The 15,868-nt window shown below is 44.0% G+C and carries 14 protein-coding genes and 1 pseudogene; 9 read left to right on the forward strand and 6 right to left on the reverse strand.

Annotation, left to right across the window (positions count from 1 at the left end; all coding sequences use genetic code 11):
* Positions 1 to 139: 139 nt before the first annotated feature.
* On the forward strand, positions 140 to 760 hold the full coding sequence (locus tag A7K91_RS12390; protein WP_082967419.1) for a DUF4652 domain-containing protein: 621 nt from the start codon (positions 140 to 142) through the stop codon (positions 758 to 760).
* 69 nt (positions 761 to 829) lie between these two features.
* On the opposite strand, the gene A7K91_RS26060 is transcribed toward A7K91_RS12390, so the two are convergent.
* From A7K91_RS26060 to A7K91_RS26065, 3 genes and pseudogenes are all read right to left on the reverse strand, one after another.
* Positions 830 to 1,297, reverse strand: coding sequence for an SDR family oxidoreductase (locus tag A7K91_RS26060; RefSeq protein ID WP_245697466.1), 468 nt, complete (start codon positions 1,295 to 1,297; stop codon positions 830 to 832).
* A 100-nt stretch (positions 1,298 to 1,397) separates the two neighbouring features.
* Positions 1,398 to 1,553 (reverse strand): annotated as a pseudogene (locus A7K91_RS26445) (dTDP-glucose 4,6-dehydratase); the annotation flags it as partial.
* Complete coding sequence (locus A7K91_RS26065) at positions 1,546 to 1,686, reverse strand: dTDP-4-dehydrorhamnose 3,5-epimerase family protein (RefSeq protein WP_082967420.1); 141 nt, start codon at positions 1,684 to 1,686, stop codon at positions 1,546 to 1,548. The pseudogene A7K91_RS26445 and the gene A7K91_RS26065, both read right to left, overlap by 8 nt.
* Positions 1,687 to 1,901: 215 nt before the next feature.
* Here A7K91_RS26065 and A7K91_RS12395 point away from each other — a divergent pair, with 215 nt between their 5' ends.
* On the forward strand, positions 1,902 to 2,645 hold the full coding sequence (locus A7K91_RS12395; protein WP_068683083.1) for a sugar phosphate nucleotidyltransferase: 744 nt from the start codon (positions 1,902 to 1,904) through the stop codon (positions 2,643 to 2,645).
* A gap of 67 nt (positions 2,646 to 2,712) precedes the next feature.
* Here the strand turns inward: A7K91_RS12395 and A7K91_RS12400 are convergent, their stop codons facing one another.
* The 3 genes from A7K91_RS12400 to A7K91_RS12410 are packed head-to-tail and all read right to left on the reverse strand — an operon-like array spanning position 2,713 to position 6,553.
* A complete protein-coding gene (locus A7K91_RS12400; RefSeq protein ID WP_156739510.1) occupies positions 2,713 to 4,314 on the reverse strand; it encodes a glycosyltransferase in 1,602 nt (533 codons plus the stop codon).
* Positions 4,223 to 5,707 carry a glycosyltransferase gene (locus tag A7K91_RS12405; protein WP_068683087.1) on the reverse strand — a complete coding sequence of 495 codons (1,485 nt, stop codon included), beginning with the start codon at positions 5,705 to 5,707 and terminating at the stop codon, positions 4,223 to 4,225. The genes A7K91_RS12400 and A7K91_RS12405 overlap by 92 nt, the downstream gene beginning before the upstream one ends.
* 21 nt (positions 5,708 to 5,728) lie before the next feature.
* On the reverse strand, positions 5,729 to 6,553 hold the full coding sequence (locus A7K91_RS12410; RefSeq protein WP_068683089.1) for an aldo/keto reductase: 825 nt from the start codon (positions 6,551 to 6,553) through the stop codon (positions 5,729 to 5,731).
* Between the two features lie 244 nt (positions 6,554 to 6,797).
* Between A7K91_RS12410 and rfbH the strand changes: the two genes are divergently transcribed.
* From rfbH to A7K91_RS12445, 7 genes are all read left to right on the forward strand, one after another.
* A complete protein-coding gene (gene rfbH, locus A7K91_RS12415; RefSeq protein WP_245697468.1) occupies positions 6,798 to 8,126 on the forward strand; it encodes a lipopolysaccharide biosynthesis protein RfbH in 1,329 nt (442 codons plus the stop codon).
* Positions 8,123 to 8,905, forward strand: coding sequence for a glucose-1-phosphate cytidylyltransferase (gene rfbF, locus A7K91_RS12420; RefSeq protein ID WP_068683091.1), 783 nt, complete (start codon positions 8,123 to 8,125; stop codon positions 8,903 to 8,905). Before rfbH ends, rfbF begins: the two co-directional genes overlap by 4 nt.
* Before the next feature lie 3 nt (positions 8,906 to 8,908).
* A complete protein-coding gene (rfbG, locus tag A7K91_RS12425; RefSeq protein ID WP_211274523.1) occupies positions 8,909 to 10,018 on the forward strand; it encodes a CDP-glucose 4,6-dehydratase in 1,110 nt (369 codons plus the stop codon).
* Positions 10,015 to 11,790 (forward strand): thiamine pyrophosphate-binding protein, encoded by a 1,776-nt coding sequence (locus tag A7K91_RS12430; RefSeq protein WP_068683094.1) that lies wholly within the window; start codon positions 10,015 to 10,017, stop codon positions 11,788 to 11,790. Before rfbG ends, A7K91_RS12430 begins: the two co-directional genes overlap by 4 nt.
* Positions 11,791 to 11,807: 17 nt before the next feature.
* Complete coding sequence (locus A7K91_RS27380) at positions 11,808 to 14,108, forward strand: glycosyltransferase (RefSeq protein WP_082967422.1); 2,301 nt, start codon at positions 11,808 to 11,810, stop codon at positions 14,106 to 14,108.
* A 219-nt stretch (positions 14,109 to 14,327) separates the two neighbouring features.
* Positions 14,328 to 15,035, forward strand: coding sequence for a hypothetical protein (locus tag A7K91_RS12440; protein WP_068683096.1), 708 nt, complete (start codon positions 14,328 to 14,330; stop codon positions 15,033 to 15,035).
* 217 nt (positions 15,036 to 15,252) lie between these two features.
* Positions 15,253 to 15,858: a TetR/AcrR family transcriptional regulator gene (locus tag A7K91_RS12445; RefSeq protein ID WP_068683098.1), complete on the forward strand. Its 606-nt coding sequence runs from the start codon at positions 15,253 to 15,255 to the stop codon at positions 15,856 to 15,858.
* Positions 15,859 to 15,868: the final 10 nt, after the last annotated feature.

The following is a 15,868-nucleotide window of genomic DNA, read 5'->3' on the forward strand; positions in this document are numbered from 1 at the left end:
CAATAAAGGATGGATATCGTTTTATTACTTTGAAACAAATGGAACTTTTTTTGACCTTTTCCCGTCTAATAAGCAGGCTGAGTGACAGGCTTTTGTCATTTAATCTATCTTAACTTTTCTCTAGGGAAGGTGATTTTTAATGCGAAGTTTATTTTGTCTCAGTATCCTTATTAGTTTGTTTGTAACCGGCTGTAGTCAGGGTCCCTCAACTAACCCATTGTCAGAGCTCATTATAAATGAGAGCGTTCTATATCCGGAGAATGAACCTCCTTTTATTAAAATCAAAAGGGAAGGTAAATGGGAGGAAATCAGTAAGATAGATGATTACCCGTCTAAACCGGAAATCAATGCTGACAAAACAAAGCTTGCATTTATTTCTCCTTACGAATTTGAAATGGCCGGAGACGTATGGCTGTATGACGCATTAAAAGATGAAAACAGGAAAATATTCAGTCATGATCAAGCCGGAGAAGGCAGCTCTGCCAGCTATATCCATTGGGTTGATAACGAACACATGGTTATCTTGATTGGATATACAATTGGAACAATTTCATCAAACCATACCCTTTATTTATTAAATATTGAAGACAATAAACTCCAGCAGCTATTACAAGTTGAAAATAGTCAAGATATACGCAATGTAAAGATAAACAATGATAAAACCATTTCGTTTGATATTGCAACTTATAATGAAGAGAGTACAGAATATCATTCAGAAGGCAGGACGTTGGATTTTAGGGATTTCATTGCAAACGAATAAAGAAGTGATTTCTGGCAAGCGCAGTTATCAGTTATCCCAGGGACTGAAAGTCGCATTGTGAAATGAAATTTATGAATTCAAAAGATAGTCGGATAGAGCTTCTTTCCAATTTCTCAAATCTTGAAGACCATTTAGTCGAATCCCCATATGATCCATAACTGAATAGGGCGGTCTAGGTGCAGACTGCTTAAATATTTCCTTGCTAAATTCATACCATGAGCATGAACCAGTATTGGATACATGATAAGTGCCATATACCTTTTGATCCAGAAGTCTCACAATGAATTCTGAGAGATCAACAGTATAAGTAGGAGAACCAAATTGATCGCAAACGACACTAATTCGGTCTCGTTGCTCGGCGAGTGAAAGCATGGATTTAACAAAGTTAGCTCCATGCTTTCCGAACAACCAGGACGTTCTTAGTATATAATGCTCAGGAACCCATTGCCTGACAAACATCTCTCCCGCCAGCTTGGATTTACCGTAAATGCTCTGAGGATTAACTGTATCGGATTCCACATAAGGTTTATGCACCATTCCGTCAACGGCAAAGGCTTCATCATTTAAAATCCACTTGCTTTCAATTGGAAAACAAGATCCGTACCTAATTGCCCGCTCGCCCCAGTAACCATAATTTTCATGGGTTACCCCCCTTAAGCGTTTCCCACCAAGATTGATTATCTATATACCATTTTATTGTTTCTTCTATGCCTGTTTCGAAGGTGTATTTAGGTGACCAGTTTAGTTCTGTTGTAATCTTTGTTGCATCAATAGCATAACGGAGATCATGCCCAAATCACAACAGGAAGCCCAAACTCTTTGAAGGCTTGTTTATTATACGTTTCCATGAAAAAGCCGCGTGTATCTTCATGAACCTCTGGTTCAATAATGAGTACTTCTTTAAATGTAGTATTAGTTATTTTCATCGATCGAAGTCTCCTTTTTTTGTTGATCAGGCGTTCTCGGGATTCCACAGCAATCAAACGGATTCGATTATATAAAATATATTGAGCGTCATTATAAATATGCTTAGGCAGCCCTTTTTTTCAGTAAGGGTTAATCATAGTCAATTAGTAGCATATGCTTAAAGTGAATAAATAGATGCCTTCAAAAATGATCAGGGATAGCAGGAGGGGAATGGATGAAAGGAATTATTCTGGCGGGCGGTACTGGTTCTCGTCTTTTTCCTTTAACTAAAGTGACCAATAAGCATTTGCTTCCAGTTGGGAAATATCCGATGATTTTTCATTCGGTAGCGAAGCTGAAGCAAGCGGGCATTAAAGATATTCTAATTATTACAGGAAAAGAGCATATGGGTGATGTTGTTAATCTTCTTGGCAGCGGACATGACTTGAATCTGACGTTTACTTATAAGGTGCAAGATGAAGCTGGCGGTATCGCACAGGCGCTTGGATTAGCAGAACAGTTTGTAAATGAAGAGCCTATGGTGGTGATATTGGGCGATAATGTATTTGAAGACAATCTCTCTCTTTTTGTTGAGAACTTTCGTAGTCAAGGGAGCGGTGCAAAAGTATTGATTCGTGAGGTGCTATGTCCACACCGTTACGGAGTTCCCAATTTACAAGGTGAAAAAATCATTTCTATCGAAGAAAAACCTAAAATACCCAAAACAAATTATGCGGTAACCGGAATCTACATGTACGACAGACGAGTTTTTGACATTATCCGTACATTAAAGCCTTCTTTGCGTAATGAACTGGAAATAACGGATGTGAACAATGTTTATATCGCCTCTGATGAATTAACGTATGATATTTTATCTGGTTGGTGGACGGATGCGGGGACGTATGATTCCCTCTTACAAGCTAATGAAATGGCAAAGGATGTACATCTTGGGGAAGAATTTGGCAGGCTTAAATTGTAGGTATCCCCCTTAAGATGAAAATGCCACCTGACCTTTAATGGATCGGGTGGTATTTTCAGTGAGATCGTTAGCCCTTTCCGGCTTCAACAGAAATGGTGCGAATTTCATTCAGAACCCGCTCATAGTAAGGTTCATCATGATAATGCTCGGTGAAAATCTCCTCGAATCGAGATGTATCTGTTTTATAACGATTTGCCATAATTCCTCTGTACCAAGGAAGGATAAACTGGAATAACGATCGACTTTTTTCTGCGCGAATATCGTCTTCGGTCAGGCCTTTTCCAATAAAAAAACGCAAGATGGATTGGTAGCTTCGAAAGACCACCTCGCCAAAATTGTAACCGCTGGGCTGATTCCCGCCATAATAGAAAATACTTTGATTGACAACACAAAATTTGGGGTTTTTCGATAAAATGGCATATTGCAGGTACGTCTGATTAAAGGACGACTCAATAAACCGGGTAGGCTCCTCAACCTGTTCCAAATCTTCTTTTCGCAAAATCATCCCGGAAATAAATGTGGACATGATAGTTGATGCTTGGAGAAAGGCTTGCATGCCTTCGGCCGTATATACACGCCTGTCATTATTATGAACATGAATATGGATAATCCCGCATTCACGATGATTGTTCACGATTTCGATGAGCGGCATAAGTGTACCCTCTACGAAGTAGTCGTCATCTCCTTGCAATTTGATGAATGACCCTTGTGCTCGGCTCATTATTTGATAGATATTGCGGTCTGCCCCTATATTTTCGTCATTACGAAAATATTTCAGACAGGAATAACGAGCGGCGTATCGGTTAACAACCTCCGGCGTGTCGTCAGTAGAAGCATTATCGGATACTAGCACTTCGACTGAAGAATCATCTGTCAATTGGGTCAGGATGGCGCTTAAGCAGCGGTCAAGATTGGAAGAACGGTTATAGGTCGGAATACATATGGACAATAGCGGGGGAGCTTGTTGCGGCTTTACTAGCGGAGCGGGACTATTTTCTTTGCTGCTTACGTTTACCCATTGCTCTAGCGCCGCATCGTAAGTTTGCACAATTGTTGCCGGAGAACCACTAACCACACAACGCTCGGGAATGTCTTGCTCAATCACGCTGCCTGGTCGTATGATGCTCCCTCTTCCAATGTGAATGTTTCCAATAATAACGGAACCTGCACCAATTGAAACGTCTTCACCGATAAATACCTCGCCGGAGGTGTAAGCAAGCCCTTGCGCTGATACCGGCTTGCCAACACTTCGATATTCATGATCTGTATCCGAAATATACACATTAGGGCCAACGATCACGTTCCGTTCTAGTTCGATCCGGTTCAGGGCGGACACAATGAAGCCATAATCACACTTGCAGCCGTCGCCGATTATGACTTTGGGGATATGGCCCGAGCCGGGAGCAATAATGTTTAACCAATAAGGCGCTTGAATGGTTACCCCGCTGCCAATCGATATTTCCTGTTGGTTGTGAAACTGGCCGCCTGCATCCAGAAAGGAATCCTCGCCATATCTATAAAAGGTGGATGCTGTTTGCGGGTCAATGGATAACGACATATTAGTTCTCCTTTCGATACTATGGCTGGGAATTTCGAACGGAGGCGATGATGGCCAAAGCATCTTCATAATAAGGTTCGTCTCTATAAAGCTCTGAATAAATTTCTTCAAATCTGTCAGTGTCCGCAATCATTTTTGTCGTGATAATCTGCCTGAACCAAGGAATGGCATAGTTATAGAGCGTTCGTTTTTTTTCCTTAAGAAAGTCATCCATCGTTAACCCTCTGCCTACAAAATGCTGCAAGATCGACTGATAGCTACGGAGAACCACCTCTCCAAAATTGTAAGCATCAGAAGAAATACCGGCGTAGGTAAACATACAGCTGTTCATAACGCAGAATCGCGGATTATTCTCCATAATGGCGTATTGGAGGTAGAGTTGATTGAACGAAGACTGGAGAAATAAATCAGGTGTTTTAATCTTCTCAAGCTCATCTCGCCTCAAAATGGTGGAGGTGATGAAGGTTGCGTAAATAGATGTTGCTTCAAGGTAAGCGCTCATTCCTTCCCCGGTCCAAATTCTCCCATCCCCGTTTCTTACGTAAATATGAATAACCCCGCAATCTCCATGGCTATGCACAACATTAAGCAAAGGATACAGTGTGCCTTCAACATAGAAATCATCATCGCCTTGTATTTTTACAAATTTGCCCCGCGCAAGCTTCATGACCTGGAAGATGTTCGGGTCGGCGCCGATATTTTTGGCGTTGCGGATATACTTCATATTAGAGTAGCGAGCAGCATAACGCTGGGCGATTTCGGGTGTTGCATCCGTTGATGCATTGTCAGAAACGATGACCTCAAACAGTTCATTATTCCCAATCTGTGAGTAGATCGAATCCAGACAATGCTCCAGATGATTCGCGCGATTATAGGTCGGAATGCAAATCGACAGCAAAGGATTTAGACGGCGAGCGCTTAGCAGCTCAGCGGCTTGCTCCGGGCTCGATACATCGATCCAACTAGATGAAGACGGCTCGTAAATTTGAACGATTTTCGCAGGACATCCCGATACGGCGCAATAATCAGGGACATGACTTAAAACAACGCTGTTCGCTTTTACTATGCTGCCGTTGCCGATACGTACATTGCCTTGAATAATGGCGTTTGCGCCAATCCAGGCGCCTTCCCCAATAACTACCTGGCCGCCAGCCTCTCCCGCGTTTATGCCCGGAATGAACTCATCCCGAATGAGATCAAGCTTAAGGTCCACCTCGTCACTAATGCACACATGAGGTCCGATCAAGACGTTGCGTTCCAATCTGACTCTGTTTTTTGCCTTTATCCTCAGTCCAAGATTGATTTGACAGCCATCGTCGACACTAATTACAGGTGGCTCCTTAACGCTTGGCATAACATCAAACTGATAGGGAGAGCGCATGAATACACCATTTCCAATCGCTATTTGCTCTGGGGAATTGAAGTAACCGCCGCTTTGAATATAGGTGTCTCTCCCAAATTGCTGAAACCGGGCAGCCAGCTCCGGTGTGATAAATAAAGTCAAGGTACAACCTCCTTTTTATAGTTAAAAGCTATCAGGGTCAGCACCGAATCTTCGATTTTGATTGAGGGCGTCAATGGATGTCATTTCTTCCACAGAAAGCTCAAAATCAAAAATATTTGTGTTTTCTATGATCCGCTGCTTGGTGACCGATTTCGGTATGCTCACCACATGATTTTGCAGATGCCAACGAAGGATGATTTGGGCAGGAGATTTTACATGCCGTTCAGCTAGCTCAATTAATAGGCGATGCTCCAAAAATTGCCCTCGCATGAGCGGACTCCAGGCCTCAATCTGAATACCTCTATTCTGGCAAAACGCCAAAAGCGGCTTTTGAGTCATCAGCGGATGAAGCTCCACCTGATTCACCGCGGGGGTAATGCCACTGAAGGAAGCAAGTTCAGTGAGATGATGTTCCTGAAAATTACTAACACCGATCGCTCGAACTTTTCCTTGCTCATGGAGCTCCAGGAAAGCTTCCCATGTTTCTTTATACTTGTCTTTCACCGGCCAATGAATTAAATACAAATCAAGATAGTCCAGTCCCAGCTTTTGAAGGCTTTTGTGAAATGCATCCACGGTTTGCTTATATCCATGATCCGTATTCCAAAGCTTGGTCGTTATGAAAAGCTCATCTCTTGGCACGCCGCATTCATTAATGGCTTTCCCCACACCAGCTTCATTATCATAAATAGCCGCCGTATCAATACTCCTATAACCAGATGCAATCGCTGTTTGAACGGCATGAATAACCTCATTCCCGTCTTTGGCTTTCCATACCCCTAACCCCAACCATGGCATTTCAACTCCATTATTGAGACAGGCTTTATCCAGCATGCTTGTAATCATATGTTGTCCCATCCTTTTTCCTGATTTCTTTACTAAATATATAGGGCTCAGCGTTAAATATGTTTATGCATCATTTTTTGAAAATGAGCTAACCATTTTTTACCGCGAGCATATAAATAGAGCAATGGGTCAATAAGTCTACGGATTTATCACTAAACTACTACAATAGATGCCATCAGATAATTGGGTGGGATGGAAAGTTGTATTTATTTATTAAATTAAGTAAGAGCAGGAGGATTTCATCTTGAGGGATATATCCGAAAAAAATCTTAGAAATCAGATATTAGAGCTATCGGCGGCGTTTTATTCGGAAAAGTGGAATCAGAAAAAATTTCGAGCAGGTGTAGATTATATCCCCGTCAGCGGGAAGGTGTTTGATCAAGAGGAGGTAGCTTGTTTAATTGATGCATCCCTTGATTTTCAATTGACTGCAGACCGTTATTCCCGCCGGTTCGAAAGCCAATTTGCCTCATTCATGAATTGCCGGTACGCGATTTTAACAAACTCTGGTTCGAGCGCCAATCTATTGGCCGTCTCGGCGCTTACTTCTCCCCAATTAGGGGAGCGCAGGCTTCGACCAGGAGATGAGGTCATTACAGTGGCTGCCGGATTTCCCACGACGATTAATCCTATTCTCCAGCACGGATTAGTCCCTGTTTTCTTAGATGTCGATATCCCGACTTACAATGTGGATACCACCTTGCTGGAAGCTGCTGTTAGTGAAAAAACGAAAGCGATCATTATTGCGCATACACTGGGCAATTCGTTCCGCGTTGATGAGGTCAAACGAATTGCTGACAAATATGGCCTATGGTTAATTGAAGATACGTGTGATGCGGTAGGTACAATGCATCAAGGGAAAAGAGTGGGAACTTTCGGTGATTTGGCAACGGTTAGCTTCTACCCCGCGCATCATATCACAATGGGAGAGGGAGGAGCAGTGTTAACCTCTTCGCCAAGGCTCAAAAAAATAGTGGAATCGTTCCGCGACTGGGGAAGAGATTGCTGGTGCGATCCCGGCAAGGATAATTCATGCGGCAGAAGATTTAAGTGGCAGCTAGGAGATCTTCCTCAAGGCTATGACCATAAATATACGTACAGCCATATAGGCTACAACTTGAAGGTAACGGACATGCAAGCAGCCGTAGGTGTTGCCCAGTTAAAGAAATTGGATGGATTTATTGCCAAACGCAAGCAAAATTTCGCCTTTCTGGAGGAAGCGTTAAAGCCGCTGGAGAACCTTCTTATCTTACCTAAGGCTACGCCCGGAAGCGATCCAAGCTGGTTTGGATTTCCCATTACGGTCAAGGAAAACTCGCCGTTAACACGCAATGAGCTTGTGCAGGCGCTGGAACAACACCTCGTGGGTACCCGGTTATTATTCGCGGGAAATGTCCTTCGTCAGCCAGCGTATAAAGACATAACGTGCCGGATTGTCGGGGAGCTGCATAACTCGGATCGGATAATGAACCACACTTTTTGGATTGGCGTGTATCCGGGTCTTACGCAGGAAATGTTGAAATATGTAGCAGATGTTTTTCATAAGCTTTTGGGAGGGAGTGCCTCATCATGAAAGTTGTCATTTTGGCCGGGGGGTATGGCACAAGAATTAGTGAAGAGACCTATTTGAAGCCCAAGCCCATGATTGAAATTGGTGACAAACCGATGCTTTGGCATATCATGAATATTTTTTCCGGCTATGGGTTTCGAGAGTTTATTATTTGCCTTGGATATAAAGGTAACGTGATCAAAGAATATTTTGCGCACTATTATTTGTACGGCTCCGATGTGACATTCGATTTCGGCAAGGAAACCAATGAAGCGACGGTTCATAACCGCTATCAAGCTCCTTGGAAAGTGACCTTGGTGGATACAGGCCAAGAAACGATGACCGGCGGAAGATTGAAGCGAGTTCAGGAGTATATAGGAAATGAGTCCTTTATGCTGACTTATGGAGACGGGCTTGCGAATGTGAATATTAAAAAATTGGCCGAATTTCATCAATCTCATGGGAAATGGGCAACGGTAACAGCCGTTCAGCCAATTGGCCGATTTGGCTCTTTGCAAATGGCTGGCGATAGTGAAGTTCTTGGTTTTGAAGAAAAGCCTCAAGGAGACGGCGGATGGGTAAATGGAGGATTTTTTGTCTTGCAGCCCGATGTGTTTCAATACATTAAAAGTGATGCAACCGTATGGGAGAAAGAGCCGCTTGAGCATATTGCGAAGGCAGGTCAACTGATGGCTTACAAGCATAAAGGGTTTTGGCATCCAATGGATACGCTTCGTGACAAAAACTATCTGGAGGAGCTATGGAAGACGGGAAAAGCCTCCTGGAAAAAGGAATGGGAATAAATAATGCCAAACAGCGTCTTCTGGTGTAACAAAAGGGTGATGATTACTGGCCATACAGGCTTCAAAGGGAGCTGGCTTAGCCTGTGGCTTCAGTCCATGGGAGCGGATGTGACCGGTTATGCGCTTCAACCTGCCTGCGAGCCGAATCTATTTACCTTGTGTGGACTAGAGCAAACGATGTGTTCCATAACAGGAGATATCGGGGATAAGGAATCTCTACTCCAAGCCATACGAGATACAAAGCCTGAAGTTATTTTCCATATGGCCGCCCAGCCACTTGTGAGGTATTCCTATCTGAATCCGGTAGAAACGTTTAGCGTAAACGTCCTTGGAACTGTAAATCTTCTGGATGCGGTTCGAATTGCCCTGGATGAGGGCATCCATATCAAGGCCTTGCTTAATGTAACGACGGACAAATGTTATGAAAATCGGGAATGGTTATGGGGCTACCGTGAAATTGACCGTCTTGGCGGTCTGGATCCTTATTCAAGCAGCAAAGCATGCTCGGAGCTTGTCACATCATCATTCCGAAATAGTTATTTTAACCCGAAGCTTTATGCTTCTCACGGGCTTAGCGTAGCTACGGCCAGAGCTGGCAATGTAATCGGAGGCGGCGATTGGTCGGAGGACCGGATTGTCCCCGATGGCATGCGGGCTTTGCTTTCAGGAAATAGGCTGCGCATACGCAATCCCGCAGCAACGCGTCCGTGGCAGCATGTTCTCGAACCCCTGCAAGGATATTTGTTATTGGCTGAGCGGATGGTAGAGCAGGGAGCGGAATTTGCGGAAGCATGGAATTTCGGTCCCTTGGAGGAGGGCACGCGAAGCGTGGAATGGCTGGTCAGGACGATAGGCAGCTGTTGGGGAGAGGATAAGTACTATGAGCTGGAAGAGGGTAATCATCCCCATGAAGCGTTTAATCTCAAGCTCGACAGCTCTAAGGCTAGAGAAAAGCTGGGCTGGCAGCCCAACTGGAAGGTCGAAAAGGCAGTCGAAAAAACAGTGGAATGGTACCGGTACTATCAAGAGCAAGCGGATATGAAAAAGGTTTGTTTAGACCAATTGGCGGAGTATTCGCTCACTGGTGCTGAAAAGCAGGGGGGATCCGGGTGAAGCTTTCGGATTATGTTATCGATTTTATAAGTAAACAGGGAGTCGCGCATATATTTGAATTAACGGGTGGAGCCATCGTCCATCTGCTGGACTCAACCTATGACAGAAAAGATATCGCGTGCGTCTCCGTTCATCATGAGCAATCAGCAGCCTTTGCCGCTGAAGGCTACAGCCGGATCAACGGCAAGCTCGGTGTTGCGATGGGGACTAGCGGTCCAGGAGCGCTTAACCTGCTGACCGGGGTGGGGAGCTGTTATTTTGATTCAGTTCCTTGCTTGTTCATTACGGGTCAGGTAAATACGTATGAATATAAGTTCGATAAGCCAGCGCGCCAGATTGGCTTTCAGGAAACGGACATCGTTAGTATTGTAAAGCCGATTGTAAAGTTTGCCGAAATGATCATTGATGCAGAGCGAATACGATATGCCTTGGAAAAAGCGGTGTTCCTGGCTCAGCATGGCCGTCCCGGCCCCGTGTTGTTAGATATCCCGATGAATATTCAGCGCACTCAGATTGAACCAGCCGCATTAGAGAGCTTTTTTGACAGTGAAGAATTTCGCGGGTATACCGATTACAAGCAGCCTTGCGCATCGGAAGATATAGAGCAAACCATCCGCTTTCTTGAACAGGCCGACCGCCCATTAATTCTCGTCGGTGGCGGAGTTCGGGCTGCCGATGCCGTCAAGGAATTACGCGAATTTGTAGAAATGACAAAAATTCCGGTAGTAAGCTCGTTAATGGGTCTCGATGTATTACCGGCAGCTCATCCTTCAAGCACGGGACTCATCGGATCATATGGAAACCGCTACGGCAACCTCGCTTTGGCGAACTGTGATTTTTTACTCATATTAGGATCAAGACTCGATACCCGGCAGACAGGCACTAAGCCGGAATCTTTTGCAAGAGCAGCTAAGAAGGTTCATGTAGATGTGGAGGCTGTTGAGCAAATAGGCAAGGTGCGAGCGGATTTAACGATTCATGTGGATGTGAAGCGATTTCTCACCGATATCAACAAAGCTATTTCTGGAAAAACCTTATCGGATTATACGCCATGGTATGAAGTGATTCATCGGTATAAGCAGCTTTACCCTAGCGGGGGAACGACCTCAAAGCCTGAGGCCATTGAGCCAAACCGTTTCATGGAGCTGTTATCTTCCCGCAGCGGCGAAGGCGACATTATTGTGCTTGATGTAGGTCAGCATCAAATGTGGGCCAGTCAATCGTTCCGGCTGCTTGAGGGTCAGCGTCTCTTGAATGCCGGGGGGATGGGAGCAATGGGATTTGCCCTTCCAGCCGCCATCGGCGCCGTCATGATGGCTCCGGAACGCCAGGTAATCGTCATCGCGGGGGATGGAGGCATCCAGGTGAATCTTCAGGAGCTTCACACGATTGCCCGATTGGGTCTGCCCATTAAAATTTTCGTCATGAATAATCATAATTTGGGGATGGTAAGGCAGTTTCAGGATATGTATTTTGACAGCCGTCAGCAATCTACAGTGAAAGGGTATGGCTGTCCTGACTTTGTGAAGGTGGCGCTTGCCTTTGATATACCTGCTTTAAAAATTGAAACGAATGATGAGGCATCATCCAAAATCGATATGGCTTTGCAAGCAAAGGGCTGTTTCCTGGTCGAGGTTAACCTGGAGACTCACACAAACGTTCATCCCAAGCTTGCTGTAGGCCGGCCGATTGAAGACATGTCGCCGCATCTCGAACGGAGTGAGCTGGAAGCCTCGATGCTTATAGAGCCGCTTGCGGATCCGGATTTTTAAATGAAAGGGGTGAACATGTGTTAACAAGTATTGTGATTTTGACACATAACCAGCTGCCTTTAACGATACAGTGCTTAGACAGCATTCGGAAGCATACTAAAGATTATGAAATCATTGTTGTGGATAATGGATCGACTGACGGTACGGTTGATTACCTGGAAACGCAGACAGATTTGACGGTTGTTATCAATAAAGAGAACCTTGGCTTTGCCAAAGGGTGTAATCAAGGCACCGAGCTGTCTAGGGGCGATAATGTCCTCTATTTAAATAATGATACTATTGTGGCAGCGCATTGGCTTGAGAATTTGCTGCGTGTTCTATATGAAAATGAAAGAGTAGGCATGGTTGGCCCTGTTACGAATCGTTCTAGCGGTCATCAATGTATTCCGGTTCCCTATAGCGACATAAGCGGGTTGGATGAGTTCGCGCGACATCATCTCCAGGAGAATGCAGGCCGTTATCTTGAGGTGCGCCGACTGATCGGGTTTTGCTTATTAGTCAAACGCAAGGTGCTGGATGAGATTGGTTGCTTTGATGAACGATACGGTCTAGGCAACTATGAAGACGATGACCTTTGCTTGCGAGCGCTGAGAGCCGGCTATTCGCTGCGGGTAGTCTTGGATTCTTTTATCCACCACGTCGGTCATGCGACTATGCACACCCTGCAGCGATCCAACCTGAATAAGCTGCTGGCTGAGAATCGTCAGAAAGCATCCGAGAAGTGGGGCAATGACATTCATCAGCTTATTTATACCCCAGGGAAAACAATGAGTTTATGTATGATTGTGAGGAATGCTGAAGGCACTCTAAAACAATCCCTCGCATCCGTGAAGGATGATGTTGATGAGATCATTATCATCGATACAGGTTCTTGCGATCAAACGGTGGAGATTGCTAAGCAGTACACCCCTCATGTATACAGCATTGCTGAACAGGAAGATGCTTTGCAAGCGTACAGATATGCATGGGATCAGGCAACAAAAGAATATGTGTTTTTTATGCGGCAGGACGAGGTTTTAACTATCCATGATATTAAAAAATTATATAGCTTGAGGTTTTCAATGGACGAGAGCCAGGATCTGATTAGCTTTAGAAGCCCTGATGTAGGAACGGCAGATGATGAAAAAGCAGAGGCTGGTGACGCTCCGCCATTACGCTATATGTTCAGAAGAGAAGCGGGCTTTCGGAGTTATGAAGGATTGTTGGGGATAAGCAGAAAAATGATTACGATCAGCTTGTGCATGATAGTGCGAAATGAAGAAGAAGAGTTGGAAAAATGTCTGTCATCTGTTAAGGACATTGCAGACGAAATTGTAATCGTCGATACAGGATCAACGGACCGCACAAAAGAGATAGCCGCTCAATTTACTGACCGTATATTGGATTTTAAGGGGAACGATGACTTTTCGGCTGCTCGCAACTATGCATTTCGTCAGGCAACCCAACAATATATTTTATGGTTGGACGCCGATGATTATATCAGTGATAAGGATCGGCAGCTGTTTCTGGAGCTCAAAAAAACCCTCGACTTTGAGGCTGATAGTATTACCATGCACTATAACCGCGCCTTTGATGAAAAAGGAAATGTGACCTCCAGCGTGCGGCAAAACCGCCTCGTTCGTAGAGATCGGAATTTTCAATGGATTGGTAACGTTCATGAATATTTAGCTGTATGGGGAACTATTCGACACAGTGAAGTGAGTATTAATAATAGCAAAAATAAAACCTTTACCGACCGCAACCTGCAAATGTACTTGAAGAGAGAGCAGGCAGGAGAAGTTTTCACGGCAAGGGATTTGTACCATTTTGCTAACGAGCTCCTTGATCATGCTCGCTATGAAGATGCGATTCAAAATTACAGAAAATTTCTGGAAGGCAAGCAGGGATCGGTTGAGGACAATATACAGGCTTGCATGAGGCTGGGAGAATGCTACGGGCGATTGGGCGACAAGAAAAAGCGGGTTGAAGCTTTGTGTATGACTCTTCTTTTTGATAAGCCAAGAGCTGGATTTTGTTGTGCGCTAGGCGGATATTTTTTAGAAGAGAAGCAATACGAAAACGCCATATATTGGTTTACAGAAGCAATAAAAAGCGGGAAAGACGAAAATCATAGGGGTGCCGCAAACCAAATGGATTATACCTGGAATCCCCATTTGCAGTTATGTGTGTGCTACGATCGTATGGGATTATTCGAGAAGGCTAATGAGCATAATGAGAAGGCTTTATCCTATCATCCAACACACCCCAGTATGCTTTTTAACAAGCAATACTTTAAAACTAAGTTAGGGGAGCGTATAGAGTATAAACCTGTTCCTTAGTAAAATACGGTCATATCAACGTAGCGGCAAGCCGTCGCTGGCCTATTAACCTCTCCGCGCAGCGGTAGAGGTTTTTTTTGTAAATTGTGCCGCCATGCTGCTGAAGAACAATAATGGAAATAGCTTCATTACTTTGAATGATGTGGAACATTTTTTGATCTTTTACTGTCTAATTATGTAGGCTGAATAAACTATTTGTATCGTGAGGGAGGAAGTCGAATGAAGCGGGTAACCATTTTTCTTTTGCTGATTGGAGTGTTAGTATTGTCTGCTTGTGCGGTGCAGGAAGGAAACAAGGGTCCGGAGAAAAAATCTTCTAATGAAAATGAGCAGCTGGTATTGGTTGAAAATAAGGAATTGGACATAAAAATTTCCGGTGTAAATCAGCCGTCAAGTGGTATGATTGAACCGCTTATTGTACAGATTGGCGAAACCAATCAATCGTTTAACTGGGAAAATGTATCCAACGAAACGTATTATCCGGAGCTAATCGCCATGGACTTGGATAATGATGAGGAGCAGGAGTTAATCATCGTTTTGACGACTGGATATGGGACAGGCATAAAAGATAGCGAGGTACATGTTCTCAAAAAAGACTTTACCGAAATACCGTTTCCTAATCCGCTAGATAATGCCCATAGCAAACTAGAAGATTCGCTGGATCAAAACGGCGAAGAAAGAAGTTACACCATAACCGTAGAAGGGCAAAGCAGCCAGTTTACGTTTAAGGAAGAGGATGCCATAGAATGGTTTGAAAAAGCAGTTGTAGGCCAAAGCCTATCCTACCGTGTTGAGGATGACGAAATTGTGGCTGTGCTTTCGGTACAGGTTTCCCCTGCAATGGTTGTAGGCGATCTTGAAATTCCTTACAAGCTCGTCGATGGACAGTTCACCGAGCAGCCTGCACGGTTTATTGCGTCAGAATAAAAGCTTTTCAAAATCCAGTGGCACTGAACAGCTTCGGGACAGCACCTGTTACAAAGGGGGCTGTCCTGTTTTGGTTTTTCTGGCCAAGGCGATGCGTCAAACGGCTGCTTTCCCTTGAGTGTGGATTGATATGTTTTTGAGTTCGTTGACAAGTGACATGTTGTCATTTACAATTCTTTATAAAGTGACAGGTTGTCATTATAGTGGTGAAAGGTAGATGATTATGCCCAAGGATTTGTTTTTTTCCATACCGGATGGAAAGAGAAGCCGCATTATGGAAGCTTCAATAAATGAGTTTTCCCGTCAAATGTTCAATAATGCCTCCATTAATCAAATTATTAAGGAGGCGGATATTTCAAGGGGGAGCTTCTATCAATATTTTGAGGATAAAGACGATCTTTATTTTTTTACGATTCAGAGCATTATTAAAGCAACGGCCTATACGTTTCTAAAGCAATTTATGGCGTCTCAGCCACAGGATATTTATTCTGTATATCGCTCATTATTCGTTTATAATCTTCAGCTGTTATCCGATGGAGAGTATAAGGCTTTTTTCAGAAATATGTATTTTGGCTTGAATTATCGTCTTCAGCAGAAGTTAAAAGCGATCTTCAGCTCGATACGGGGAGAATTGCTTGAATACCGCTTGAATGAGCTGCAACAAAAATCCGGCTATGACGGCCCTTATTTTCAGGAGCTAATGAATATTCTGGAGTTGAACAACAGAGATTTGCTTATGCTTTATATTTCTCGTCCGATGGATATTGAAACCATTATGGATGTCTATGATTTGAGAATCCGGGTAATACGTACAGTGGGGTAAAATAACAGGA

The sequence above is a fragment of the Paenibacillus oryzae genome, from assembly GCF_001675045.1.
GTDB classification, from domain to species: Bacteria; Bacillota; Bacilli; order Paenibacillales; family Paenibacillaceae; genus Pristimantibacillus; species Pristimantibacillus oryzae.